Source organism: Hymenobacter yonginensis (assembly GCF_027625995.1).
GTDB lineage: Bacteria > Bacteroidota > Bacteroidia > Cytophagales > Hymenobacteraceae > Hymenobacter > Hymenobacter yonginensis.
On record NZ_CP115396.1, the window covers coordinates 1,479,141 to 1,504,270 of the forward strand.

Below are 25,130 nucleotides of genomic sequence, written 5' to 3' on the forward strand. Positions count from 1 at the left end.
TGTCAAGCTGATTTCAAGCGGCAAGCCTACTGCTTCACCACTTTCAGCACCGCCGACTGGCCCGCAACTGCCACCCGGGCCAGGTACATGCCGGCTGGCAGCTGCGCCAGCTCCAGCGTGAGGAGCTGGCCGGCAGAAGCCGGGAAAGCCTGCTGATGCACGCGGCGGCCGGCCAGCGTCAAGAGCTCCACCGTGGTTGGCTGCCCGGCCTCGGCGCCCGCCACCGTCAGCACGAGTTGGCTGCCGAAGGGATTCGGGGCGGCCGTAACCTGCAGCGGCTGACCGGTTTTGCGCCCGGCCGTGAGGGCCAGCACCGGCGAAGTGGTGCTGGTGCCGTCCTGGTCGATCTGCAGCAGGCGGTAGTAGCGCACGCCGGCCTGTGTGGTGGGGTGCTGGTAGCTGTACTGGCGGCGCTGGCTGGACGTGCCGGCTGCCTGCACGCGGCCCACCGTCCGGAAGGTGCGGCCATCGGTGCTGGCTTGTACCTCAAAGGCGGCTGAGTTGACTTCCTGCGCGGTCTGCCAGGTCAGGGTGGTTTGGGTGGTGGCGGCTTCGCCTCCAAAAGCCGTCAGCTCTACGGGCAGCGGTGGGTTGAAGAACGTGGCAGCCTGCGCGTTGTACGCTACAAATGCAATGTCGCTGCTACCGCTCAGCAACACCTGGAAGCCGCGGATTGCGCTGGCGTTAGCTGCTGTAATGCCAAAGGCGCTCAGATCGGCCGACCACAGCCGTAGTGGCCGGTCGGTGCGAGTGAACCCGCTAGTTAGCGTCATGGGGTTTTTGGAGGCTTCATAAAAATCAGCCGTCCAATTAGCTACCACCCCAATGTTTGTGAAAGTCACCGCCACCGTATTGCCCACGACCTGGCCGTTGGCATCCAGAAACTGATACCGGTCTTGGGCGCTGGATGGATCAGCAAACTGGGTGACCAGAATATCCGGAATACCGTCGGCGGCGGCGGCGGGCACCACTTGCGAGATGGTGAAGGTAAGCGTACCGGCCGGGGCATTGGCCGTGCCCGTGCCCAGGTTAAGGCCATTGCGGCCGTCGCGCAGGTAAAACGGGATGTTGTTGGACGGCGGGGGAGAACTGGCGCCATTTGGCACGCCATCGTAGCTGGCGCCCAACCCTACCTTGGTATTGGGGTCAGTGATGGTGCCAAGGCTTTCCACTGGCAGCCCCTTGTACTGTCCGGCTACGAATGTCAGGCCCCGAGCTGTCAGCAGGGCATCGTCCACGCCAGTGGAGTAGCGCGTGCCGCTCAGCGTAAAAGCCAGCAGGTCATGCGAATTGTCGGGCTTGACGGGGTTGATGGCGGTGGTAGAGCTCTGGAAAAAGCCCCCGAAGTCGGTGATGATTTCCGTGACGTTGTTGACGGATTGCGCGGATGCGTACTTGGCTTGGAGCAGGCAGATAGCTGCTAATAGGATAGTCTTCGAAGGCATGCAGGGAGAAAAAAGGACAGAATCGGGCCGCTTTGGCCAAGCTATAAGGTGTGCGAAGCCACAAACCTACTGTCAGATTTTGATAGAATTGTGCTAAACCAATAAAAAATAAGTTCGCCTGAACCCTCACGGATACCTTACTCGATGCCGCCGCCGAAATTCTATAGCCCGCTCAGATTGCTCCCCGGCGGATTTCTTGCGTGCTTTAGCCCATGAAACGACTCTACTGCGCCCTGCTGCTGCTGGCCGGCCTGGCCCGACCGGCCGTCGCCCAAGTGTACCGCACCACCGACCCGCTGGCCCACACCTACAGCATCGTGGCCCGCGACCCGGCCACCGGCGACCTGGCCGTGGCCGTGCAAAGCCACTGGTTTTCGGTGGGCACCAGCGTGAGTTGGGCCGAAGCCGGGGTAGGGGCCATTGCCACCCAGTCGTTTACCAACAAGTCGTTTGGGCCACGCGGGCTGGCGCTGCTGCGCGCCGGCAAAACCGCCCAGCAAGCCCTCGACGAGCTGCTCAGCACCGACGAAGGCCGCGACGTGCGCCAGGTGGCCATCGTGGACAGCAAAGGCAACGTGGCCACCCACACCGGCGCCAAGTGTATTGATTTTGCCGGCCACCGGCAGGGTACCCAGTTTTCGGTGCAGGCCAATATGATGCTCACCGAGAAGGTACCTGCCGCCATGCAGCAGGCGTTTGAGGCCGGCACCAAGCTGCCGCTGCCCGAGCGCATGCTGGCCGCCCTCGACGCGGCCCAGGCCGCCGGCGGCGACGTGCGCGGGCGGCAGTCGGCGGCGCTGTTGGTGGTGCGGGCCAAGCCGGGCGCGGGCATTTGGGAAGACCGCCTCGTGGACCTGCGCGTGGACGATGCCGCCGAGCCGCTCAAAGAGTTGCGCCGCCTGCTGAGTTTGCACCGCGCCTACGAGCACATGAACGCCGGCGACCTAGCCGTGGAGAAAAACGACGTGCCGGGCGCCATCCGCGAGTATGAAGCCGCCGAAAGGCTGTTTCCCAACAACCTGGAAATGCGCTACTGGCACGCCATCAGCCTGGCCAACAAAGAGCAGGTGCCGGCCGCGCTGAAGCTGCTGGCCCCCATTTTCCGGCAGGAGCCCAACTGGCGTGAGCTCACCGGCCGCCTGCCCAATGTGGGGCTGCTGACGGTGAGTGCCGCCGAACTGAAGCAGATTCTTAGCCTGAAATAAGTCCGACCGTGTTCTTCCTGCCCCCGTTTTTTATGTCTGCTTTCCGCCCTGCCGCTTTTCGTTTGCTTCTCTGGCTGCTGCCGCTCTGGCTGGCTGGCAGCGGCTGTACCGCCTCGAAGCAGACGCCGGCAACCAGCGCCTCCTACACCACGGTCTATGTCGTGCGCCACGCCGAGAAAGACCTCACGCCCGGCCTCGCCGACCCACCCCTGACACCTGCCGGAGAGCAGCGGGCCCTGGCTTTGCGCGAAACGCTGAATAAGGTACCGCTGGACGCAGTATTCTCCACGGCCACCACCCGCACCCGCGCCACGGCCGCCCCGCTGGCGGTCCTGAAAAACCAGCAGGTCGTGCCCTACGACGCCAAGCAGCTGCCTGCCCTGGCCGCCCGCATCCGGCGCGACTACCAGGGGCGCACGGTGCTGGTGGTCGGCCATTCCAACACCATCCTGGAAACCGTGGAAGCCCTGGGCGCCGCCCGCCCGGTGCCCACCGTCGGCGACAACGAGTACGACTACTTGCTGGAAGTACGCATCCCGGCGGATTCCACCCGTACCGCTACGGCCACCGCCCGGCGCTACGGGGTGCGTAGCGCCGGCCAGTAACGGGCGCGCCGCTGCAACCCGCCCCGCTTTTCCTGCTACTTTAGCCGCGCTGTGCCACCCCAGGCGCTGCCGGTTTCTCTCGTTTTTCTGCTCTCTATGATTTCATCTTTCCGTCGCCTTACCCTGGCTGGCCTGCTGCTGGCCGCCGCCCCGGTAGCCGCCCAGACTGCCCCCGCCACCGACTCCCTGGCCATCCGCCGCCTCTACGACGAAGCCCTGCTGCGCGGGCAGAGCTACGACAACTTGCGTGAGCTGTGCACCAAGATCGGCGGGCGCCTCAGCGGCTCGCCACAGGCCGAGCAGGCCGTGCAGTGGGGAAAGCGCGAGATGGAAAAGATGGGCCTCGACCGGGTGTATCTGCAGGAGGTGATGGTGCCGCACTGGGTGCGGGGCGCCAAGGAAAAGGGCCGCGCCACCGGCGCCAAAGGCAAGGGCGTCGACTTCAACGTGTGCGCGCTGGGCGGCTCCGTCGGGACGGGCGGCAAGCTGAAGGCGCAGATAGTGGAGGTGCACAGCATGGCCGAGCTGGCGGCGTTACCCGCTGATAAAGTGAAAGGTAAGTTCGTGTTCTTCAACCGCCCGATGAACCCCGTGCACGTGGAAACCGGCCGGGCCTACGGCGAAGCCGGCGACCAGCGCCGCAGCGGCGCCTCCGAGGCCGCCAAGCGCGGTGCCATCGGGGCGCTGGTGCGCAGCCTCACGCTCACCCACGACGACTACCCCCACACCGGCACCATGCGCTACGACGAGGCCGTGGCCAAGGTGCCCGCCGCCGCCCTCAGCACCAATGGCGCCGACCAGCTCAGCCAGCTGCTCAAAGCCGACCCCAACCTTCAGTTTGAGCTGGACATGAGCTGCCAGACCCTGCCCGACGTGAAGAGCTACAACGTAGTCGGCGAACTGAAAGGCTCGAAGTACCCCGACGAAATCATCACCGTCGGCGGCCACCTCGATTCGTGGGATTTGGCCCAGGGCGCCCACGACGACGGCACGGGCTGCGTGCAAAGCATGGAAGTGCTGCGCCTGCTGAAGGCCTCGGGCCTGAAGCCTGAGCGCACCGTGCGGGCCGTGCTGTTTATGAACGAGGAAAACGGCGTGCGCGGCGGCGAGAAATACGCCGAGCTGGCCAAAGCCGCCAACGAAAAGCACTTGGCCGCCATGGAGTCGGATGGGGGCGGGTTCACGCCGCGCGGCTTCAACATTGAGGCCGATGCCGCCACGGTGCGCAAGGTGCAGCAGTGGCAGCCGCTGCTGCGCCCCTACGGCAGCGCCGAGTTCAACGCCGGCCACGCCGGCACCGACATCGGCCCGCTGAAAGCCCAAACCAAAGCCCTCATCGGCTTCGACTGCGACTCCCAGCGCTACTTCGACCTGCACCATGCCGCCACCGACACCTTCGACAAGGTAAACCGCCGCGAACTGGAACTGGGCGGCGCCAGCATGGCCGCGCTGGTGTACCTGATGAGTAAGTACGGGTTGTAAGTTTGATGGCTGAACGGTTAAATTGTTGGATGGCTGAATGAATAGGTAGCAAATTTGCGCAGCGGCGGTTGTGCAGCCACTACCTGCAGGCATAATGACCAACCTTCAACCATTGAAATTACTCTACCTGATTGCGCTGGTGCCGCCGGAGCCGGTGCGCGGGCAGGTGTGGGCCCTGAAGCAGGAGCTGCACCAGCGCACTAGCAGCCGCAACGCCATCGGTCTGTCGCCGCACATTACGCTGGTGCCGCCTACCCGGCAGCCGGAACCGTTTACTGCGGAAGCCACGGCAAGCCTGCACGGGTTTGCAGCCACGCAAAGTGCGTTTGAGGTGCGTTTGCAGGATTTCGGCTGGTTCACGAACCGTACGCTGTTTGTGCAGGTAGCGGAAAACCCGGCTCTGCGGCAATTGCAAGCGGCGCTGATGGGCTGGTGCGGCCAGCACCTGCCCACGATTCAGCCCGAGGCGCGCCCCTACACGCCCCACATGACCCTGGCCACCCGCGACCTGCCACCCGCCCTGGTACCGGAGCTGCAGCAGGATTTCGCGGGCCGCCACTACCAGGCCACTTTCCCGGTCAAGTCCTTCGAGCTCTTCCGCCACGACCGCCGCCAGTGGCACAGCCTCGCCACCTTCCCACTACCACCAGCATAAAAAAAGGCCGGGCGCTTCCAACAGAAGCACCCGGCCTTTTCAATTGTAAGCGGAATCCGCAAGGCCGTTATTCGAAACAGTCAGAAATTGAGACAGAAGCCAGCCGTGTAACTGGCTACAAAGGCCCGCGAAGCAAAAGCTTCTCGCTACACCGAATCGTCCACAAAATCCGTGAAATCCGCGAAAAATCCGTGCTAATCCGTGATCCTAGTTGGCCTCCAGGATCTGGAACAGCTCGTCGAGCTTGGGCGTGAGGATGATTTCGGTGCGGCGGTTGATGGCCTTGTTGGCGGGCGTGTCGTTGCTGGCTACGGGCATGTACTCGCTGCGGCCCGAGGGCGTCACCTGGGCGGCGGGCAAGCCGGAGCTGGTCAGGATACGCGTGATTTCGGTGGCGCGCAGCACGCTCAGGTCCCAGTTGTCCTTGGCCCCGTTCACCACGCCTTTCAGCGGCACGTTATCGGTGTGGCCTTCCACCAGCACGTTCACGTCCTGATTGCCCTGCAGGGCGGTGGCCAGCTTTTTCAGGGCCTCCTGGCCTTTAGGGTCCACTTTCGTCGAGCCCGACTTAAAGAGCAGCTGCTCCGACAGCGACACGTAGACCTTGCCGTTTTTCACGTTCACCTGCAGATCCTGGGCATTGAAGCCCAGCAGGGCGTCGCCTACTTTCTGGCGCAGGGCCTTCACGGCGGCATCTTTCTGGTCGAGGATACGCTGCATTTCGGCAATGCGCTGCTCTTTGGAGCGTAGGTCGGCGGAAAGGGCGGTGTTAGCCTGCTCGGCACCGCTCAGGTTCTGGTTGAGCTGGTTTACCTGCTGGTTTTTATTGAGCAGGCTGGAGCGCAGGGCTTCCTCGTTGCGGGCTTTTTCCTGCTCCAAAGCCGTTTTCTGGGCCTGCAGCTGGTCGCGCGACGACGTGAGGGTGGCATTCTGCTGCTGCAGGGCCGCAATTTCTTTGGCGTTGCAGCCGCCGAGCAGCAAAGTACCGGCACTGCACAGCATCATCAGGGAAATACGCATGGCAAGAGTGGGAATAAAAGGCGAAGAATCTGGACAGCACAGCCGTGCCATCGGGGTTTCAAACGGCCCCGGCGGCAGGGGAGTTGCCAGCGGCCCCAATGCCGTGCGGATTCTGCGTTACTTTGCCCGCAGGTATACCAGGCCCCAGGTCAGGCACAAAATCCGCCGGTTTCCGCGGCCTCCCGAACGGTTGTTGCCGGCTGGTGCGCCCGGCATTTGCGGCCGGCCTGGGTGGAAAGGGTCTGTATCTGACAGCTATTGCTACATGATTGAGTTGACGTTTCTGCCGTGGCGCGCCGCGGTGTTCTGCGCGATGCTGAGCCTGCCGTGGGCAGTCCCGGCAGCCTCCGCCCAAATAGCCGCTGGCCCGCCTACGGCCGGCTATTGGGTGGAGCTGCGCGACAAGGCCGGCGTATCCTTCAATCCCGGCACCTACTTCACGGCCGCTGCCCAGCTGCGCCGACAGCGCCAGCACCTGCCCGCCGCCGACAGCTCCGACTTCCCGGTGCGCCCCGACTACCTGCGTAGCGTGCGCCAGCACGCCGACTCGGTGCTGCTCGTCAGCCGCTGGCTTAATGCCGTGGCGTGCCGCGCTACGCCGGCGCAGGCCGCCGCGCTGGCCCAACTGCCGGGCGTGCGGCGCGTGCTGCCGCTGGCTGGGGCCGAGGTGCTGCCGGCCGCCCGCCCGGCAGCCTTGCAGCCAGCGGCCAACCGCCCTATCAGTACTGCTGACCGCCAGCTGGCCCGCCGCCAGACCCGCAGCCTTGGTGCCGATGCGTTGCGCCAGGCCGGCCTCGATGGCAAGGGCCTGCGTATTGCGGTGTTCGATGTGGGCTTCAGTGGCGCAGACCGGCACGCAGCCTTTCAGGAGCTGTTTGAGCAGAAGCGGGTAGTGGCGACCTATGATTTTGCCCGGCGCACGCCCGACGTATTTCACGGCGGCGGCCACGGCACCGAGGTGCTGGCCTGCCTGGCCGGTCGCCTGCCTGACGGCACGCCGCTGGGCCTGGCCACTGGCGCCACCTACCTGCTGGCCCGCACCGAGCGGATGCAGCGCGAGATTTACGCCGAGGAGCTGGACTGGCTGGCCGCTGCCGAGTGGGCCGACCGCAACGGCGCCGACATCATCAACTCCTCGCTGGGCTACACGGCGCGCCGCTACTTTCCGGAGCAGATGACCGGCCGCCGCAGCCTGGTGGCGCGGGCGGCCAGTTTGGCCGCCCGCAAAGGCATGCTGGTGGTCAGCGCCGCCGGCAACGACGGCGACAACGACGACTGGCGCACTGTAGGCACTCCCGCCGATGCCGACTCCGTGCTGGCCGTGGGTGGCGTCGACCCCGAAACCGGCCTGCACCTCGACTTCAGCGCCTACGGCCCCACCGCCGACCGCCGCCTCAAGCCCAACGTGGCCGCCTTCGGCACCGTCCTGACGGCTGCCCCCGGTGGCAGCTACGCGCGCGTCGATGGCACGTCGTTTTCCAGCCCGCTGGTGGCGGGGCTGGCGGCCTGCGCCTGGCAGCAGCAGCGCGGCCTCACGGCCATGCAGCTGTTTGGCCAGCTGCAGCAGTCGTCCACGCTCTACCCATACTACGATTACGCCCACGGCTACGGCCTGCCACAGGCCGCCCGCCTGCTCCGACCCGCCGCCAGCCCGCCGCCTACTCTCGATTTTGTGGTGCTGGACAGCCTGCTGGCCGTGAACATCCGGCCGGAGGCCCTACAGCCGCTTCCTTTATACGCCGACTCGCTCAGCCCGCAGCCCGAGGGTGCCCGGCGCGTGCCGGCCGTCGGGCGTGAGGAGTCGCGCCCGGCCGGGTCTACGCAGGCGGCGCCCCCGAGTGAGGCCGCGCCGGTGGCTGTGCCCGCCACCCGCTACCTCTACTGGCACGTGGCCGATGCCCGCGGCGTGCTGCGGCGCTACGAGGTGCTGGAAGTCAGCCAGCGGGCCATTCTGCGCATTCCGCGCCGCACGCTGCAGCCCGGCGACGTCGTGCGGGTGTATTATCTGGGTGCCACGCACAGCTTTCCGGTTTTATGAAGCAACTCTGTTTTAGTATGGTGCTGGCCGCCGCTGGTTTGGGGCCTGGTTCCGGATACGCCCAGCGCGTGCTCCTGCAGGCCACCGTCGCCAAAGACACGGTGTATGAGCAGTATGGGCCCAACCGGGCGTTTTTCAACCACCTATACTTCAACTACCTGCCGGTGGTAGGTGCGGCGGCCGGCCCGGGCGCGCCGCTGCGCTACGGCAGTTCGGCCGAGCTGGCGGTAGGCGTGCGCAACAAGTTTCGGCTGAGTGAGCCCCTGAGTGCGGGTTTCGACCTGCGCTTTGTGCGCCGCACCTACGACCTGGCCCAAAAGGCGGGTAAGCTGCTGCCCACCTCGGCACTGCACTACCGCGAGTCGCTGGCCACGTCGGAGGCGCATATGGAGGCGTTTGTGCGCCTGAACGTGGGGGCGCGGGGCAACGTCATCGGGCGCTACCTCGACCTGACCGGCTGGGGCGGCTGGGCCCTGAGCACCGCCCACCGCACCGAAGACCGGCCCGGCAGCGGCGCCAAAAAAGTGCGCACCGCCGAAACCGGCTTGCCCTACCTGCGCCGCTGGCCATACGGGGTGGGGGCCCGGCTGGGCACGGGCCGCTACGCCGCCGTGGCCCGCTACCGCCTCTCCGACACCTTCACGGCCAGTGCGCCCGCCACCTATCCGGAGCTTCCGCGCTGGACGCTAGGGGTGGAAATCGGGTGGCTATAGAGTAACAGATCCGCCAGCATCCCCCCCCAAAGCCGCCGTTCGCTCGGGCAGTATCTGCCGCTGGCATACTGGATTGGGGGCGGCGATGAAAAAGAAAAAAGTAAACCACCCCAACCCTGTTCTATTTTTTGGGTAGATAGGGGCAGAGCCGTAACTTTGATATAGAATTTCCTCGTTATGGCAGTTAGATACTTCCCGTATACTAGGAAGTTTTGCCCATAGCTGACTAGACTTGCTAATGGTTTCGCACCACCAAATGAAAAAAATCTTACTGGCCGCTGCCTGCACCGGAATTCTGCTCCAGACGACCTCCTGCCTCAACACGGAGAAGGAAATGGGCACTTCCCGCAACCCTGACCGGCCCTTCACGCCCACGCCCGAAGGAGCCCGTGGCCGCGTGAACGAGCGCACCGTGCTGCGCACGGTGAATGCCACCCATTACTTCTCGAATACCAAAACCAAGGATAATTTCGTGCTGCAGCTGCAAGGGACTAAAATCCTGAGCGCGCAGGCGCGGCTTATCATTATCAGCAGCGCCGGCGACACCCTCCGCAAAGAGTCGATGCCGGCTACCGCCCTGCTTGATCAGCGTGAGATGGACGACCCCCAGTCGGCCACGGTGCGCGACAAGGAAATTGCCATCCTGCAGGGCATGAATGCTTTCTTCCGCGAAGACCGGTTTATACAGCCTGCCGTGGCCCGCACGGCCACCCAGCCGGCTGAGGTAGATGCCGAAAGCTGGCAGGCCGTGAAAGCCGATAACAAGGCCTATGGCTTCGACTACATTGCCAACGGCAAAGAGCGCCGCCTGGCCTATGCCAAGAAGCTGCAAAAAGCCGTTATTGTAGCGCAGTAAAGCTGCTTTCAGCAAATAGAAAAAAGCCCCGTTCGAAACCGAACGGGGCTTTTTGTCTATGGATAGCCTCTGTTTCAGGAGACTTAGTAAGCAGTCCTGCGTTTAGCAGAGGTACTGCTACTTGTCCAATCACCGATGCAAGCTGCCACGCCGCCCATGAGTAATGCGTGAAGCAGTTGCGGCTATCCATTGCTGCGGCCTAGTGTCGGTACCTGATATGGCACGTGGCCTGCCGATGGTGCTACCAAGTGGCAAGACATGAGAAATGGGTATTTAGACGTTAGTCAAAAAGCTGTAAATCAAATTTTTGAACAACCCATGACTGCTTAGGAGCCCAGGTTGGCGTTCATCAGCCAGCCCAGCTGGCCGGCGGCGCTGCGCACCAGCCGATAACCGCCAAACTCGCCCAGTACGGCTACCGAGCTGCGCGCCGGCAACGAATCGAGGGCTGCGGCCCCGATGGCGGGGGCGGCGTAGAGGTCGGTGGCGGTGGGGAGGGCCAGGCGACGCAGGGCCGCGGCCGGCACCACGGCGCGGGCCGGCACATAGCCGATCTGGCCGTTGGGGTGCTGCACCCGGTACCAGTCGGCCTGGCTGCCGACTACTAGCAGGGGCGTATTGCGGGGCAGGGCGGCCACGGTGGCCTGTTTGGCTACTGGGCCGCGGCGCAGGTCGGTGCGTTTGTCCTGCACGCGCACCCACTCGCCGAGGCGGCCGGGGGCGGTGCGCGGGGCGGCGGGGTCGGTATCGGCGCGGCGCACAAACGGGAACGGGTCGACGGCGCCGCGGCCGCCGCGGTACACGCCAAAGTGCAGGTGCGGCGGGGTGGTGCGGGCGTTGCCGGTGTTGCCTACCAGCCCCAGCGTATCGCCGATGCGCACCTGCTGGCCGGGTTGCACCAGCTGCTTGTCAAGGTGGGCGTAGTAGATATGCTGACTGTGCTCGGTGTCCATGAGCCAGACCACGCGGCCGCCGCGCGGCGTCTCATTCACGCGGGTGATGTAGCCGTTGGCCGCCGCCACGGCCGGGGTGCCGCGCTTGGCGAAGATGTCGATGCCCTCGTGGCGGCGGGCGCCGCCGTCCCGATCAACGCCCCAGAAGCTGCCCACGGCCACGTCGTTTTTGCCGTGCACCGGAAAGCTCAGGCTGGGTGCCCGCTGAATCCGCAGTGTGAAGCGGCCGGTGCGCAGCAGCTCCGGCTGCACGCGCAGCAGGTGCTGACGGTCGTCCTCGGCCACGTAGCTGAAGGCCAGCGCCGTGGTGTCGGCGGAGGCCAGCGGGCGGGTAACACGGCGCTCGGGGTCCAGCTCGAAAGCATCGAGGAAGACGTGGGCGTCGGTGTTTTTGTCGAGGGTGAGGCTGATGCGGACGGTTTCGCCTTCGCGCACTTGGTAGCGGAAGGCGGCCGCCGTGGCGCGGTCGGCAGAGAAGTAGCCGGTTTCCTGGAAGGGCAGCGTCACCACCAGCGAGTCGCGCAGGGCGCGGTCGGCGGCGGCCAGCCAGTCGCGGCCCAGGGCGGTTTCCAAAAGGCCGGCCTGGCGCAGCTGGCGGGCGTAGGCTTCGTGGGGCGTGGTTTTCTGGAAGATGCCCTGCAGCGTCTGCTGCTTGCCGCAGGCGGCCAGCACTAAGCAGGATATAAAGAAGAGAGCGTAACGAACGGGGTGAGGCATGAAGCGCGGTTGGTTTCCTGCTCAACCCCAAAAACCGCACCGTAGTTCGCCGTAAATCAGCAGATGAGGGGCCACTGCGGTTGCGGAAACCAGTATACTTGGGGCGATTTAAGCCAACTACGCTTGCTGCTATGTTTTCTGCCGCCCGTATCATTACCATCCGCAAAAGCAGGGGTTTCTCCCAGGAAGTGCTGGCCGAGCAATCGGGCGTGAGCTTGCGCACCATTCAGCGGGTGGAGCAGGGCGACACCATGCCGCGTGGCCACACGCTGCTGGCACTGGCGGCGGCTTTGCAGGTACCACTGGAAGAGCTGCAGGTGGCTTCAACGTCAGCCACAGTCCCGGCCGATGCCTCAGTTGCGCCGCTACCCGAAGCTGCCGCGCCGCGCCATCCCTTGTTCCCAGAACTGCCCGTAACCTCAACAGCAATCCTGGCCACTGTTCCGGCTACGCTGCCCGCCAACCAGGCATCCGGCGCGGCCACCGTAGTACCGACGACCGGGCCGGCTCCCACGCCCATCCTGCGCGCCGACCCCGATTTTCTGCAACTGCTCAACCTGAGCGCGCTCAGCTTGCTGTTGCTGCCACTGCTCAATCTGGTGGTGCCGTTTGTGCTGTGGCGGAAGCACCGACACACCATTGCGCACGCGGCCGAAGTGGGGCGGCGGGTGTTGGGCTTTCAGGTGCTGTGGCAGGTGGGTTGCTTTTTCGCGTACGTGCTGCTGGCTGTGGGGCAGGTGGTGGCGGTGCAGTTTCAGCGGGCGCCCATAAAAGGCGGCTTCCTGCTGGTGATGGTCGTGACGTACCTGCTCAATGTGCTGACGGTGGCCTACTATGCCCGCCGCCTGCGGCAGGGCCGGCTGGATATCTATCCGGTGCGGCTGTAGCGGCAGTATCGCGGGGTGTTTTGTAACAGCTACAAGCAATGCGGCGCCTTGGAAACACTGCACTCTGCTAGCATCTGTATGATTGGAGAATTATGAAATGAATTGGCAGTAAGGTGCTTGCAAAAAGTGGCGGGCAAATGGCGGGGAAATGACGCACGGCCGGGTGAAGACAGCGGGTAGGTTTGCTGTCGTCTTCCAACCCCCATTTTCTCTCTATGAAAACCCTCGTCAGAATCCTGCTTTCAATAGTGCTATTGCTCGCTGTGATCGGTCTGGGTGGCTACTTCTACATGAAGCAGAAGTTCGCGCCGCCCGCCAATCAGCTTTCCATCACCAACCTGCCCGCCACCGGCCCGTTGCGCTGGACTGCCGACACCACGGCCAAGCCCGCCGTGCTGCACGAGGCGTTGCTGGTGCCCGTCCGGCTGCCGAACTGTCCGCGTACGCTCTACCTGCAGCTGGATACCGGCGCGCCCTATACGGTGCTCTACGCCCATCAGCTGGCAGTGCTGCGTCACCACTACCCGGCGTTACGTGCCGCGCTGCAGGCCCCGCAGGATACCGTCCGCAACTTCCGGTTCAGTTTGGGCGGGGCAGCCGTCACGATGCGCCGGAGCAAGGTGTTGCTGCTGGGCCGCCCGGAGTTGCTCGCCGATACCCTGGCGCCCTACATCATCGGAACGCTGGGCACGGATGTGCTGGAAGGCCGCGTGCTGCTGCTCGATTACGCTCGCAACCGGTTCACGCTGGACCAGCACGTGCCCGACAGTCTGGCGCGCCGCGCCGAGTTCGGGCCGCTGGCTTTCACCAACCGCCGCGTCCTGCTCGATGCCGGGCTGCAGCAAAAGCAACAGCAGCTTCTGTTCGACTCTGGTTCCAGCGCCAATGCCCTAATCACCAGCCAAACTATCTGGCAGGAGCTGGCTACACCGGGCGCGCCCACCCGCACCACGGCCTCCAGTTCTTGGGGTAAAAAGCTGCTCGTGCACACGGCCCCCACAGATGCCCAAATCCGCTTCGGTGCCATCGAGGCCCCGCTACGCACCGTCACGTACATCGAAGGCATGAACCTGATGCAGCGGACGCTGATGCGCTTTTCGGGCATGGCCGGGATGCTGGGCAACGAGCCTTTTCTGGGTGCTATGCTCATTCTGGACGTGAAAGGCGGCCGCTACGGCGTAGTACGGCATTAGCCCGCCAGAGTCGGGCGGGTCGCACCGGGCAGTTGTCGGGTAGGCTTCTACCTTTGCGGTTCCCCCCTCAGCTTGCTGCCCATGAAACTCATCGACTGCCCCCGCGACGCCATGCAGGGCTGGCCCACCTTCATCCCGACTACCCAGAAAATAGCGTACCTGAACGGGCTGCTGCGAGTGGGCTTCGACACGCTGGACTTCGGCTCGTTTGTGTCGCCGAAAGCCATTCTGCAGCTGGCCGACACCACCGAGGTGCTGGATGGGCTGGACCTGGCGCAGTCGGGCACGCGGCTGCTGGCCATTGTGGCCAACCTGCGCGGGGCCGAAACCGCCGCCCAGCACCCCCAAATCCGCTACATAGGCTTTCCGCTGTCGGTGTCCGAAACCTTCCAGCAGCGCAACACTAATAAGAGCATTGCCGAGGCCTTCGACGACGTGACGCGCATGCAAGAGCTGTGCGCCCGCACCGGGCAGCAGCAGGTGGTGTACCTGAGCATGGGCTTCGGCAACCCCTACGGCGACCCGTGGAGCCCCGAAATCCTGGGCGAGTTCACCCAGAAGCTCGACGCCCTCGGCGTGGGCATCGTGGCCCTGTCTGATACCATCGGGGCTTCCACGCCGGCCACCATCGCGCCGCCCTTCCGCGAGCTGACGGCGGCTTTCCCGCACATCGAGTTCGGGGCGCACCTGCACACCACGCCCGCCACTTGGCGCGAGAAGGTGCAGGCGGCCTACGAGGCTGGCTGCCGCCGCTTCGACGGCGCCCTGGGCGGCTACGGCGGCTGCCCCATGGCGGCCGATGCTCTGACCGGCAACATGCCCACCGAGCGCCTGATTGAGTTTGCCACCGAAAAAGGGGAGGAGCTGCACTTGAACACAGAAGCGCTGGCCGAGGCCATGCAGCTGAATCAGGAGATATTTGCCGGGCATTAGGACGAGCATATTTGATGGTGAAGCAGCGCAAGATGTCGGGCTGGCTAAATGCCAGTTGGCAACAGCGGTTACTGATGCTGGTTTTTCCTCTTGCATTGCTGAGCATGAGTGGGGTGCTGACCTACCGAGCCTTACGGCCTGCATCCTCACTGAATGTACTACGCGGGACTGTGGAAGATGCCCGAGTCATTCGGGACAATGGCCGAACCCGTCCTTATGTCACTGTTTTCAAGCTCAAGAACAACGAAACTCTTTTAGGCATCTATGCTGGGCAAAACGACCAGCAAGCGTATGCGTCTCTTGCCTTGCTGAAGCCCGGAAACCGTGCTGTCGTGTATTTCGACCAGGAAGGAGCAAAAAGCAATGGCGTCAATCTGCATGTCTACCAAGTGAAAAGCAACGAGAAAGTGGTACTGGCAAGGCTCGAAACACAGAACCAAGACGGGATTATGGCCGTGCTAATGGCGGCTATGAGCGCCCTGTTTCTATGTGCTGCGTACCTTTCCCGGCGGAATACTGCTTCCCAATAACCTTTCGTCTTTGCAACTCATGCCAACTGCCGTCGATATATTCATCCCCTGCTTTGTAGACCAGCTGTTTCCGCAAACTGCCATGAACATGGTGAAGGTGCTGGAAGCCGTGGGCTGCGAGGTGCACTACAACAGCAACCAGACCTGCTGTGGCCAGCCGGCCTACAACGCCGGCTACAAAGCCGAAAGCCGCGAGGTGGCGTGCAAGTTTCTGGATGATTTCCCCAACGAGCCGGGCCGCTACATCGTGAGCCCGTCGGCCTCGTGCGTGGGCATGGTGCGCAACTCCTACGCCGAGCTGTTCGACGGCAGCCCCGAGCAAAGCCGCTACCACGGTACCCAGCGCCGCATCTACGAGCTGACCGAGTTTCTGGTGGACGTGCTGGGCGTGCAGTCGGTGCCGAAGGCCCGCCTCAACGGCACCTACACCTACCACGACTCCTGCTCGGCGTTGCGCGAGTGCGGCATCAAGGAAGGCCCGCGCCGCCTGCTCGACGCCGTTCCGGGCTTGCAGCGGCTGGAAATGGTGGAAAACGAAACCTGCTGCGGCTTCGGCGGCACCTTCGCCGTGAAGTTCCAGGCCATATCCGTAGCCATGGCCGAGCAGAAGGTGGAGCACGCTCTGGCCACCGGCGCCAACTACATCGTCAGCACCGACACAAGCTGCCTCATGCACCTCGACGCCTACATCCGCCGCGAAAAGAAGCCCATCAAGACGATGCACATTGCCGACGTGCTAGCGAGTGGCTGGTGAATCACTGATTGTGTTGATTGCAGGAATTTCGCGGATTTGGGTGACTATATGAAGCAGACCTTGCGGAGTTTTATGGTAATTGTTCTACTTGGAACTGCTTCCTGCGGAACTCAGGCTGATACGTTGGAGTCACTTACCGCGGGAAGTAAGCCTGAATCGGCCAGGTCGGAAAAAATCTTCACCAAGAACAAGGAGTTTATCTATGCGGTGAGTTGCTACGACGACCAACGGCAGCTTAAGGCCACGGACACTATTGCGCTGACCTCTACTGGCGCTGTTTGGGAAAGCGACTCGACGCAAACGAAAATTGGGTGGGGCAGTAGAATGGCCAACAAGACGGCCAGTACTGAATGGAGCGGAGTGAGGGAAAACACTGTGGGCGTCTGGATACATCCGCCCCGTTTCGACAGATATGTTATTCTGAGAGTTAGTCCGTTTCCAGAAGTGAAGCTGCCATTTGTGAAAGGGCAGGAGTGGGATTGGGAACTAGCCGTAGGGGAGCAATGGGCGAACCCAGCTTGGGGTGTTTGGAAAGGTGATATGCTTGTGAAAAGCCATTATCGGGCAATAGGCGAACAGGTGGTAACGACTCCTTTAGGCCGCCTGGCGTGCCAACGGGTGGCGGCCGTATCCCGCTGCTCCCAAGGCAGCTCCACGCTAAACCTGTTGTTTCATCCGCGCTACGGGTTTGTAGAGTTGGACTACCAAACAATTGACAGCAAAATATTGAAAATCAGATTGCTGTCAGCAGGTGTGGAAAGTAAGTTTGATGGAGGTGAATATTTTGGGCCGAAGCATAGTGGGGTCAGCAACTAACGGTTGCCTAGTATACCAACGACCATCCAGGTTGAGCCCCAGCGGGGCGGCATATCGGTAGCATTTGGCATTGTCTGCAAACCAAAAGCCCCAGCGGGGCGACAACTTAGCCACGTAAGCAAGGTGCCGCCCCGCTGGGGCTTTGATCTTTCAAGGGACATGCTCACCAACCAAGATGCTGCCCCTCCGGGGCTTGCTATCGATTAGTGAGCATGTCCCTACATCAGCTGCTTCACCCGCTCCAGCAGGCCCTTTGAAGCCTCCAGCAGCGGCAGGCGCACGGCGCCGGAGCAGAGGCCCTGCGCGGCCAGGGCGGCTTTTACGCCTACGGGGTTGCTTTCCTCATACATCAGCGGGTTCAGGTCGGTGAAGCCGAACAGCAGCTGGCTGGCCTTCGGGAAGTCGCCGGCCAGGGCGGCGCGGGTCATGTCGGAGAAGCGGCGCGGGAAGGCGTTGGCCAGCACCGAGATGATGCCCACGGCTCCGAAGCTGATGAGCGAAGTCGTCATCATGTCGTCGCCGGAAATCAGCAGGAAGTCGGCGGGCTTGGTGGCGGCAATGGCAATGCACTGCTCCAGGTTGCCGCTGGCTTCCTTGATGCCGATGATGTTGGGGTGCTGGGCCAGGTGCAGTGTGGTGGCTGCCGTGAGGTTGGAGGCGGTGCGGCCGGGCACGTTGTAGAGGATGATGGGCAGGGGCGAGGCGTCGGCCAGCCGCTCGTAGTGCGCGATGATGCCGCGCTGGCTAGGCTTGTTGTAGTAGGGCGAGGCCGACAGGATGGCCGAAACGCCGGTCAGGTCGGTGGAGCGCAGCAGGGCCTCCGTGGCGGCCGTGTCGTTGCCGCCGATGCCGTACACCAGCGGTACGCGGCCGGCGGTATGCTCCCGGGCCACGCGCAGGATTTCCGCCTTTTCGTCGGCGGAAATAGTGGGCGACTCGGCCGTGGTGCCGTTGATGACGAGGTACTCCACGCCGCCGTCAATGACGAAATCGAGGAGGCGGCGCAAGGCCGGGTAGTCCACGGCGTGCGTATCAGAAGTAAAGGGCGTGACGAGGGCGACGCCGGTGCCGTGAAGCTTGTCCATGCGAGGAATTAGCTGTTGCTTTGTAGGGTAGGAGGTCGGGGGCGAAGGTACGCCGATGTTCTGCTGGACCTTCTTTCCACAAAAATACAGCATTTGCCGGCTCACCGGCCGCTTTCCCCTTTCCATGAAGCTTACCCCCTCCGTGCTGCTGACCGCAGCCGCCCTGGCCTCGGCCCTCACGCTGCCTTCCTGCAACGACGCCAAAACGGCCGCCACCGCCGAAACCAGCACCCCTGCCAGCACCGCCATGAGCGGCACCGCCGCCACCGCGGCCGCCGAAGACTCTGCTGCTAAAGCCGATACCACCGCCGCTCCGGACCCCAGCACCATTCCGGCCGGCAGCATCGCCGATGCCGCTACCATCACGGCCCGGCCGCAGGTGCCCATCCTGTGCTACCACCAGATCCGCGACTGGCGCGCCAAGGACTCGAAAGGCGCCAAAGACTACATCGTGCCCGTCGATGCCTTCAAAAAGCAGATCCAGATGCTGGCCGACTCCGGCTACCACACCATTCTGCCCGACCAGCTCTACGCCTACCTGACCACCGGCGCCAAGCTCCCGAGCAAGCCCATCATGCTCACCTTCGACGACACCGACCTCGACCAGTTCACGGTGGCCAAACCCGAGCTGGACAAGCACAACTTCAAGGCCGTGTACTTCATCATGACCGTGAGCCTGGGCCGGCCCAAGTACATGAGCAAGGCGCAGGTGAAGCAGCTTTCGGATGAGGGCAACGTCATCGGCTCACACACCTGGGACCACCACAACGTGAAGAAGTACCAGGGCGAGGACTGGGTGACGCAGATCGAGAAGCCCACCAAAACGCTGGAGGAAATCACCGGCAAAGACATCAAATACTTCGCCTATCCTTTCGGCCTCTGGAATCCCGAAGCCATTCCGGAACTGAAGAAGCGCGGCATGGTGGCCGCCTTCGTGCTGGCCGAAAAGCGCGACCCGCAAGACCCGTTGTTCACCATCCGCCGCATCATCGCCAGCGGCTACTGGAGCGCCCGCACCCTGCACAACAGCATCGTGCAGAGCTTCTAGGATCACGGATTAGCACGGGTTTTAGCTAATTGCACGGATTTTGTAGCTGGTTCGCTTCCTGATGCTTTCATGAAAACGCCCCGTCTGCTTGCGCAGGCGGGGCGTTTTGCGTTGTCGAGTTTTTGAGCCCGGAGGCTACTCGGTTTTGGCGCCGGCTTGCTTGAGGTTGGGCAAAGAACCGCCGTTTACCACTTTGCGCAGGCCCTGCTGGCGCATGAGCGTGGCGGCTTTGCTGCTGCGGTTGCCACTGGCGCAGTACAGGAGGTAGGTTTGAGTGCTGTCGAGCTGGCTGACCTGTTGGGCGAAGTCGGCGGCTTTGAAATCCACATTGCGGGCCCCCACGACGTGGCCGGTGGCGAATTCGGCCGGCGTACGCACGTCCAGCACCACCACTTTATGGCGCCGGATGAGCTTGGTGGCCTTGGCCGGTGCTACGTCGGGTGGGGGCGGCGTGGGCGCCTGGGCCAGCGCCGCGCTGCCCGTGAGCATGCTGGCCAGGGCCAGGGTGGAAAGGAAACGACGCATAAGCAGGGAAATGATTTTGTGAGAGAGCAGGCCGGTGATCCAGCCTGTCATGCAGAGCGAAGCATCTCGCGTGTTGATGCATATATACTGTTGCAACTTCAACACACAAGATGCTTCGCTCTGCATGACGGGTTTCTGGCTTACAGCCGACACGGTTACGCTAGAACAGCGAAGTCTGGGTTCCAGTGCCCTGGGTCGGCGCTGGGTTTGACGCTGACGGAGCAGAATCTTCTGTAGCGGCTGTTTCCGCGGGATTTGAAGTGGCTTCCAGGCCGGCGGGCAGCATGGCCAGCAGTTCGGCTTCGCTGATGATGGGCACTTTGAAGCCGGTGGCTTTTTCGCGCTTGGCCGGGCCCATCTTGTCGCCGGCCACCAGGTAGCTGAGCTTCTTGCTGATGCTGCCCGTGATTTTGCCGCCGTGTGCCTCAATCAGGGCCTGCAGCTCGTCGCGTGAATGCAGCTCAAACACGCCCGATAGCACAAAGGTGAGGCCTTCGAGGCGGTTGCTCATGGCTTGCGGTGCTTCGCCGGTTAGCTCCAGCTGCACGCCTGCCGCCCGCAGCCGCGCCACCAGCTCTTGGTTCTGCGGCTCCTGAAACCACGCCGCCGCCGACTCGGCAATGACGCCGCCCACTTCCGGCACGGCGGCCAGCTCGGTGGCCGTTGCGGCCATCAGGGCCTCCATGGTGCGGTAGTGGTTGGCTAGCTTCTCGGCCACGGTTTCGCCCACGTACCGGATGCCCAGCCCGAACAGCACCTGATCAAACGGCACCAGCTTGCTTTGCTCCAGGCCTGCCAGCAGCCGCTGCACCGACTTCTCGCCCATCCGGTCGAGCTGGGCCAGCTCTGCGGCTTTGGCGGGCAGGTCGTAGAGGCTGGCCGCGTCCGTCACAAGGCCCAAATCGAAGAAGCGGCCCACAGTTTCTGCGCCCAGCCCGTCGATGTTCAGGGCCTTGCGCGATACGTAATGCTCCAGCTTGGCCTTGCGCTGGGGCGGGCAGCCCCGGTCGTTGGGGCAGCGGAAGTGGGCCTCGCCCTCGGGCCGGATCAGGGGCGTGTTGCAGGCTGGGCACGTCGTGGGGTACACGATGGGCTGGCTGTCGGCGGGGCGGGCGGTGAGGTCCACGCCGGTGATTTTGGGGATGATTTCGCCGCCTTTCTCCACAAACACCATGTCGTTGAGGCGGATATCAAGGGCGGCAATCTGGTTGGCGTTGTGCATGGAGGCGCGCTTCACCACGGTGCCGGCCAGCGGCACGGGGTCGAGCAGGGCCACGGGCGTGACGGCGCCGGTGCGGCCCACCTGGTACTGCACGTCGCGCAGGCGGGTGCGGCCGGCTTCCGCCGGATACTTGTAGGCAATGGCCCAGCGGGGGCTTTTGGCCGTGTAGCCCAGCAGCTCCTGCTGCCGGAAATCGTCAATCTTGATAACGATGCCGTCGGTGGCGACGGGCAGCGTGAAGCGCTTTTTGTCCCACTCGTGCACAAAATCCAGTACCTCGGCCAGGGAGTTGCACCGCCGCCAAGTGTCCGATACGGGCAAGCCCCAGGCACTCAGCGCCTCCAGCGAGGCGCTGTGCGTGGGGAAGCTGCTGCGGCCCGGCATCAGGAAGGAGTAGGCGTAGAAGCGCAGCCGCCGGGCGGCCACCAGCGCCGAATCCTGGAGCTTGAGGGCGCCGCTGGCGGCGTTGCGCGGGTTGGCCAGCAGGGCCTCGCCGTTTTCCTCGCGCTCAGCGTTCAGCTCCGCGAAAACCGGCTGGGGCATGAAGATTTCGCCGCGTACCTCAAACTCCGGCGGCTGAGTTGGGCCGGCGGTGCGCAGGTGCAGCGGCAGGTTCTTGATGGTACGCACGTTGCTGGTCACCACGTCGCCGCGGGTGCCGTCGCCGCGCGTGACGCCCTGCGTGAGCTGGCCGTTTTCGTAAGTGAGGCTCATGGCCACGCCGTCGAACTTCAGCTCGCAGACGTAGGCGTATTCCGCACCTTCCAAACCCTTTTGCACCCGCTCGTCGAACTCGCGCAGGTCGGCTTCGGAGTAGGTGTTGCCGAGGCTGAGCATGGGGTAGCGGTGCACGGCCGTCGGGAACTGCTTGGTGATGGTGCCGCCCACGCGCTGGGTGGGCGAGTTGGGGTGGGCCAGTTCGGGGTGCTGTTTTTCCAGGGCGGCCAGCTCTGCCAGCAGCTGGTCGAACTCCTGGTCGGGAATCTCGCTGATGTCGCGCTGGTAGTACTGGTAGTTGAGGTGGTGCAGGCGCTCGGTGAGGGCCGTGATGCGGGCCTGGAGGTCGGTGGTGGACATAGAGAAGTAGGTAGCAAGGGCTTCCGCCTGGGCCAGCGCCCACTCGAAAAAGTAGAGCTGCCGGCCATGGTGCAAGCTACGGCTTTATGGGTATTTGGAACAGAAAAAGCCCGCCTGAAATCAATCAGACGGGCTTTCTAGTACCTGAAAACAGTCGGCTGCGCGGCCCAGCCGCAAACCTATGCTACAGCGTTTTGTCGGCTACCAGCACGCCGTCGGCCTCGAAGTTGAGCTGCTCCTCGGGCGTGGTAATGGCGGCTACTTCCTTTTCGGACTTGCCAGCATCCTTGGCATAGTGCTGCAGGTCCGACACGGGTACTACCTCGCGGTGCGCCCAGCCGTTTATCACCACCGTTTTGCCGCTGATGTCTTTAGGCACGAAGAAGGCGTAATCCTTGAACCGCACCCGCATTTCCTGGCCTTCGGGCGTTTTCATGGTCAGCCAGCAGCCCTTGGCCTGGCACACGGCGTCGGCCTTGCCAATCAGCTTCACCTGGGCCGAGTCCTGGGTGCCCAGCACCTGCTTCAGTTCCGAAAGCGGCTTGGCGCCTTCGGCCGTGACGGCCGCGCCGTAGGTTTTGCCGGTGAGGGCCACCGTAGTAGCCGGGGCGGCGGTGGTAGCGGCCGTTTCGGTGGTGGGATTGGTCTGGCAGGCGGCCAGCGCCAGGAGGGAGGCGGCCAAACTGAATTGCTTGATGGTCATGGGGATGGGCGAGGATAAGGTCTCGGCCCGGAAATTACGACTTTTTTATCTTGACCTTCACCTTGTCGTAAGTCTGGGTGGAAGCGGCCGTGCGCGAGGTCAGCTCGCGCACTTCGCTGAGCTTGCCGGTTTTGGTGTAGCGCTCGGTGCGCACGATGCCAACGCCGGGGGCGTAGAAATCAATCTGCTTGGTGCTGCTGCGCATGGCCATATCGGGGCGCGGAATGGTGGCTTCCTCGCGCTCGGCCTCCACCTTGTAGACCTGAAACGTGCCGGCCGGCGTGGTGAGGGCCATGGGCCCGCTCACTACGCGCCGCTTTTGCAGCGTAGTGCTGACGGTGGCAATGCTCACCACCGAACTGCTGATTTTGATGCTGACGCCGCCGGCCGGCAACTCCGTGCCTACGGTGGGCTGGTTGGGCCATGCCAGCGGCGTGGCTTCGTAGGCGAGCTTCCGGTCGCGGAAGGAGCGCAGGGCGTCGTTGTTGATTTCGCCCATGCCGTCGGTGAAGCTGGTGTCGCGGCGGGCGCGGAAGGTGAGGTCCTGGATATGGTCTAGGGTGTTTTTGCGGGCGTAGTGGCCGCTTTTGAGCAGCATGGTGTTCTCGGCGACCTTGCTTTTTTTGCCTTCCTCCCGCTCCCCGGTTTTCAGATCCACCACCCGCTGGCGCACTTCGCCCACCGGCTTGCCCCCGGCATCGAGGACGCGGTACACGAGCTCCATGTTATCGGCAAGGCCGAATGGCTGGCCGGGGCTGGGGGCGGGGGCGTCGGGAGCCTGGGCGGAAACGGAAGAGGCGGCAGCGGCCAGCGCGGGCAGCAGCAACAGCGAACGGAAAAAGGAGAGGGGCATAAGCCAGCAGAACAACAAAGGATGGAACGGGCCAACATACGCAATCCGGCATATTTTGATTGCCAGGGCCCATGCTGCCTACGCAAAAGTGCGGCCAGAGTGTTTGCCTGTCTGCTCCGCCATTGCCCCGAATCCGGCAGGGGCATGTAACTTGCGGGCCGCCGCGCCGTTTTCCGGCAAGGCTGGCCTGTGTGCGCCGCTACTTCCCCTAACCACCCTTTCTCATGCCCGATTCTTCGCAACAACCCGCTTCCTGGGCCGATACGGCCGCTTCGCTGCTGTCCAAAATCTCGGGCGGCGTAGAGCTGGCCCTGGCCTTCGACCAGATGGAGCTGCAGGTGCCCAACCCCCAGAACCCCGCCGCGCCGGCTGCCACCTGGCGCCTCAATGGCTCGTTGCGCATCCGCACGCGCGGCGAAAAGCCGGCCGAGGCCGCCCTGCCACCTGCTACGCCCCCGTCCGTTGGCTAGCGGCCTCGAAATAGAGGCGCAGCTGGTGATTTCGCTGGATGGCTACGACGTGCAGGTAGCGGCTTCGGGCACCTACCTGATTATCAACGTGCCCAGCCAACGGGTGCTCGACAAGCTCACCAGCGGCCCGCCCAAAGACCCCAACGCGCCGCCCAAGCCCAAAAACGCCGCCGACCCGCTGCAGCAGCTCAACGACCTGGCCCTGCGCCTGGGCCTGGTGCTGGATCTGCGGGTAGCGGGCAAAACCTACGTCACGTTCGGCACAGGCCGCAGCCCCAAAATCACGCTCAACGCCGTGCTGGGCAAAATCGGGTCATTCTTTAAAAGTTAGGGCTCAGGGCATAGCACTTAGGGCATAGGGCTTGGGTCGTCTAGCTAAATGAACTACCTAAGCCCCAAGCCCTAAGTGCTAGGCCCTGAGCCCTAAAATACCCCGAATCCTGCTTGTCGGAGAGTGGGGGTTTTACGTATCTTGGAAGAAGGCTGAAAGCCTGGGCAGCGCCATTATACCGGAACTAAAGGCGGTTGGAATGGTTTGCCCTACAACCATTGCCACTTCCGCTGCCGCGCATGAACTCCGACAAAGAACGCAAAGACAAGGTGGGCGCCAACCAGCCGGCCACCTCCTTCCAACGCATGGAGCGGGTGCCGCCGCTGCAGATGATGCTGTACCTGGGTTTGGTGGGCATAGGCGTGCTATTTCTGTTCCTGACAGTGGCCTACATCAGCACCCGCTCGGCCACCCAGCTGCCGGCCGGAATTCAGCAGTTCCCCAAATTCTTTTCCATCAGCACCATCGTGCTGCTGCTTAGCAGCTACGTGGTGGCACAGGCCCCACGCCTCTACCGCGCCGACGATGTGAACGGGCTGGCGCGCTGCCTCGGGGCCACGCTGCTGCTGGGCAGCATCTTCGCGGGCCTGCAGGTGCTGGGCTGGCGCGAGCTGATGCTGCAGGGCGTGTTTTTCGAGGGCAAAGCCAGCGGCACCTACGTCTACCTGATTTCGGCGCTGCACGTGCTGCACCTGCTGGGCGGCATGCTGTTTCTGCTGGCCCTGCTGCTGCGCACCCTGCACGCCTCCCGCGACGCCGTGCGCAGCCTGGTGTTCATCCGCAACCCCTACCGCCGCCTGCAGCTCCGGATGCTGGGCATCTACTGGCACTTCATCGACGCACTCTGGGTACTGCTGTTCGTGGTGTTCGTGTTTATGTATTAAGTGTTTTCGGGTGATGGGGTGAATGGTGATGGGGTGATGAAGTGAATAGTGATGAAGTGAATCGTGACAGGTCATAAGCAAAGGAGGGTATGAAGTAATAGATGTGCGTGCACCATCCCAGTTACCTCAT

The 25,130-nt window shown here is 63.4% G+C and carries 25 protein-coding genes; 17 read left to right on the forward strand and 8 right to left on the reverse strand.

The genetic code is table 11. The features are described from left to right. Positions 1 to 26: 26 nt before the first annotated feature. Positions 27 to 1,445: a T9SS type A sorting domain-containing protein gene (locus tag O9Z63_RS06380; protein ID WP_270128478.1), complete on the reverse strand. Its 1,419-nt coding sequence runs from the start codon at positions 1,443 to 1,445 to the stop codon at positions 27 to 29. Positions 1,446 to 1,657: 212 nt separating this feature from the next. Here O9Z63_RS06380 and O9Z63_RS06385 point away from each other — a divergent pair, with 212 nt between their 5' ends. The 4 genes from O9Z63_RS06385 to O9Z63_RS06400 all read left to right on the forward strand — a co-directional run bounded on the left by O9Z63_RS06385 (position 1,658) and on the right by O9Z63_RS06400 (position 5,392). Beyond that, positions 1,658 to 2,650, forward strand: coding sequence for a DUF1028 domain-containing protein (locus O9Z63_RS06385; RefSeq protein WP_270128479.1), 993 nt, complete (start codon positions 1,658 to 1,660; stop codon positions 2,648 to 2,650). A gap of 32 nt (positions 2,651 to 2,682) precedes the next feature. Then, complete coding sequence (locus tag O9Z63_RS06390; RefSeq protein ID WP_270128480.1) at positions 2,683 to 3,255, forward strand: phosphoglycerate mutase family protein; 573 nt, start codon at positions 2,683 to 2,685, stop codon at positions 3,253 to 3,255. 96 nt (positions 3,256 to 3,351) lie between these two features. Next, entirely contained in the window at positions 3,352 to 4,737 is a 1,386-nt protein-coding gene (locus O9Z63_RS06395; protein ID WP_270128481.1) for a M20/M25/M40 family metallo-hydrolase, read from the forward strand. Between the two features lie 112 nt (positions 4,738 to 4,849). Continuing rightward, a complete protein-coding gene (locus O9Z63_RS06400) occupies positions 4,850 to 5,392 on the forward strand; it encodes a 2'-5' RNA ligase family protein (protein ID WP_270128482.1) in 543 nt (180 codons plus the stop codon). A 207-nt stretch (positions 5,393 to 5,599) separates the two neighbouring features. Here the strand turns inward: O9Z63_RS06400 and O9Z63_RS06405 are convergent, their stop codons facing one another. After that, on the reverse strand, positions 5,600 to 6,412 hold the full coding sequence (locus tag O9Z63_RS06405) for an OmpA/MotB family protein (RefSeq protein ID WP_197062897.1): 813 nt from the start codon (positions 6,410 to 6,412) through the stop codon (positions 5,600 to 5,602). 265 nt (positions 6,413 to 6,677) lie between these two features. On the opposite strand from O9Z63_RS06405, the gene O9Z63_RS06410 reads away from it, so the two are divergent. From O9Z63_RS06410 to O9Z63_RS06420, 3 genes are all read left to right on the forward strand, one after another. After that, the gene (locus O9Z63_RS06410; protein ID WP_270128483.1) at positions 6,678 to 8,450 is read left to right on the forward strand and encodes a S8 family serine peptidase; all 1,773 of its coding nucleotides are present in this window, start codon (positions 6,678 to 6,680) and stop codon (positions 8,448 to 8,450) included. Beyond that, complete coding sequence (locus tag O9Z63_RS06415; RefSeq protein ID WP_270128484.1) at positions 8,447 to 9,163, forward strand: hypothetical protein; 717 nt, start codon at positions 8,447 to 8,449, stop codon at positions 9,161 to 9,163. Before O9Z63_RS06410 ends, O9Z63_RS06415 begins: the two co-directional genes overlap by 4 nt. A gap of 256 nt (positions 9,164 to 9,419) precedes the next feature. Further along, positions 9,420 to 10,019, forward strand: coding sequence for a hypothetical protein (locus O9Z63_RS06420; RefSeq protein WP_270128485.1), 600 nt, complete (start codon positions 9,420 to 9,422; stop codon positions 10,017 to 10,019). Between the two features lie 326 nt (positions 10,020 to 10,345). On the opposite strand, the gene O9Z63_RS06425 is transcribed toward O9Z63_RS06420, so the two are convergent. Continuing rightward, the gene (locus tag O9Z63_RS06425) at positions 10,346 to 11,689 is read right to left on the reverse strand and encodes a M23 family metallopeptidase (protein WP_270128486.1); all 1,344 of its coding nucleotides are present in this window, start codon (positions 11,687 to 11,689) and stop codon (positions 10,346 to 10,348) included. 131 nt (positions 11,690 to 11,820) lie between these two features. On the opposite strand from O9Z63_RS06425, the gene O9Z63_RS06430 reads away from it, so the two are divergent. The 6 genes from O9Z63_RS06430 to O9Z63_RS06455 all read left to right on the forward strand — a co-directional run bounded on the left by O9Z63_RS06430 (position 11,821) and on the right by O9Z63_RS06455 (position 16,802). Beyond that, entirely contained in the window at positions 11,821 to 12,576 is a 756-nt protein-coding gene (locus tag O9Z63_RS06430; RefSeq protein WP_270128488.1) for a helix-turn-helix domain-containing protein, read from the forward strand. A gap of 248 nt (positions 12,577 to 12,824) precedes the next feature. Further along, the gene (locus O9Z63_RS06435; protein WP_270128489.1) at positions 12,825 to 13,769 is read left to right on the forward strand and encodes a hypothetical protein; all 945 of its coding nucleotides are present in this window, start codon (positions 12,825 to 12,827) and stop codon (positions 13,767 to 13,769) included. Between the two features lie 81 nt (positions 13,770 to 13,850). Next, positions 13,851 to 14,702: a hydroxymethylglutaryl-CoA lyase gene (locus tag O9Z63_RS06440; RefSeq protein WP_270128490.1), complete on the forward strand. Its 852-nt coding sequence runs from the start codon at positions 13,851 to 13,853 to the stop codon at positions 14,700 to 14,702. 14 nt (positions 14,703 to 14,716) lie between these two features. Beyond that, positions 14,717 to 15,232, forward strand: coding sequence for a hypothetical protein (locus O9Z63_RS06445; protein WP_270128491.1), 516 nt, complete (start codon positions 14,717 to 14,719; stop codon positions 15,230 to 15,232). Positions 15,233 to 15,251: 19 nt separating this feature from the next. Further along, positions 15,252 to 15,986 carry a (Fe-S)-binding protein gene (locus O9Z63_RS06450; protein ID WP_270128492.1) on the forward strand — a complete coding sequence of 245 codons (735 nt, stop codon included), beginning with the start codon at positions 15,252 to 15,254 and terminating at the stop codon, positions 15,984 to 15,986. A 48-nt stretch (positions 15,987 to 16,034) separates the two neighbouring features. Continuing rightward, on the forward strand, positions 16,035 to 16,802 hold the full coding sequence (locus O9Z63_RS06455; RefSeq protein WP_270128493.1) for a hypothetical protein: 768 nt from the start codon (positions 16,035 to 16,037) through the stop codon (positions 16,800 to 16,802). Positions 16,803 to 17,020: 218 nt separating this feature from the next. On the opposite strand, the gene dapA is transcribed toward O9Z63_RS06455, so the two are convergent. Beyond that, on the reverse strand, positions 17,021 to 17,887 hold the full coding sequence (gene dapA / locus O9Z63_RS06460; RefSeq protein WP_270128494.1) for a 4-hydroxy-tetrahydrodipicolinate synthase: 867 nt from the start codon (positions 17,885 to 17,887) through the stop codon (positions 17,021 to 17,023). 124 nt (positions 17,888 to 18,011) lie between these two features. On the opposite strand from dapA, the gene O9Z63_RS06465 reads away from it, so the two are divergent. Continuing rightward, on the forward strand, positions 18,012 to 18,935 hold the full coding sequence (locus tag O9Z63_RS06465) for a polysaccharide deacetylase family protein (protein ID WP_270128495.1): 924 nt from the start codon (positions 18,012 to 18,014) through the stop codon (positions 18,933 to 18,935). A 135-nt stretch (positions 18,936 to 19,070) separates the two neighbouring features. Here O9Z63_RS06465 and O9Z63_RS06470 read toward each other — a convergent pair whose 3' ends face one another. The 4 genes from O9Z63_RS06470 to O9Z63_RS06485 all read right to left on the reverse strand — a co-directional run bounded on the left by O9Z63_RS06470 (position 19,071) and on the right by O9Z63_RS06485 (position 23,315). Beyond that, positions 19,071 to 19,460: a rhodanese-like domain-containing protein gene (locus tag O9Z63_RS06470; RefSeq protein WP_270128496.1), complete on the reverse strand. Its 390-nt coding sequence runs from the start codon at positions 19,458 to 19,460 to the stop codon at positions 19,071 to 19,073. A gap of 160 nt (positions 19,461 to 19,620) precedes the next feature. Then, complete coding sequence (gene ligA / locus O9Z63_RS06475; RefSeq protein WP_270128497.1) at positions 19,621 to 21,759, reverse strand: NAD-dependent DNA ligase LigA; 2,139 nt, start codon at positions 21,757 to 21,759, stop codon at positions 19,621 to 19,623. A 184-nt stretch (positions 21,760 to 21,943) separates the two neighbouring features. Beyond that, positions 21,944 to 22,462 (reverse strand): DUF4920 domain-containing protein, encoded by a 519-nt coding sequence (locus O9Z63_RS06480; protein ID WP_270128498.1) that lies wholly within the window; start codon positions 22,460 to 22,462, stop codon positions 21,944 to 21,946. 34 nt (positions 22,463 to 22,496) lie between these two features. Continuing rightward, positions 22,497 to 23,315, reverse strand: coding sequence for a TapB family protein (locus tag O9Z63_RS06485; protein ID WP_270128499.1), 819 nt, complete (start codon positions 23,313 to 23,315; stop codon positions 22,497 to 22,499). Between the two features lie 224 nt (positions 23,316 to 23,539). Between O9Z63_RS06485 and O9Z63_RS06490 the strand changes: the two genes are divergently transcribed. From O9Z63_RS06490 to O9Z63_RS06500, 3 genes are all read left to right on the forward strand, one after another. After that, a complete protein-coding gene (locus tag O9Z63_RS06490; RefSeq protein ID WP_270128500.1) occupies positions 23,540 to 23,785 on the forward strand; it encodes a hypothetical protein in 246 nt (81 codons plus the stop codon). Continuing rightward, positions 23,778 to 24,116 carry a hypothetical protein gene (locus O9Z63_RS06495; protein WP_270128501.1) on the forward strand — a complete coding sequence of 113 codons (339 nt, stop codon included), beginning with the start codon at positions 23,778 to 23,780 and terminating at the stop codon, positions 24,114 to 24,116. The genes O9Z63_RS06490 and O9Z63_RS06495 overlap by 8 nt, the downstream gene beginning before the upstream one ends. A gap of 239 nt (positions 24,117 to 24,355) precedes the next feature. Continuing rightward, positions 24,356 to 25,000 carry a cytochrome c oxidase subunit 3 gene (locus tag O9Z63_RS06500; protein WP_270128502.1) on the forward strand — a complete coding sequence of 215 codons (645 nt, stop codon included), beginning with the start codon at positions 24,356 to 24,358 and terminating at the stop codon, positions 24,998 to 25,000. Positions 25,001 to 25,130 lie beyond the last annotated feature (130 nt).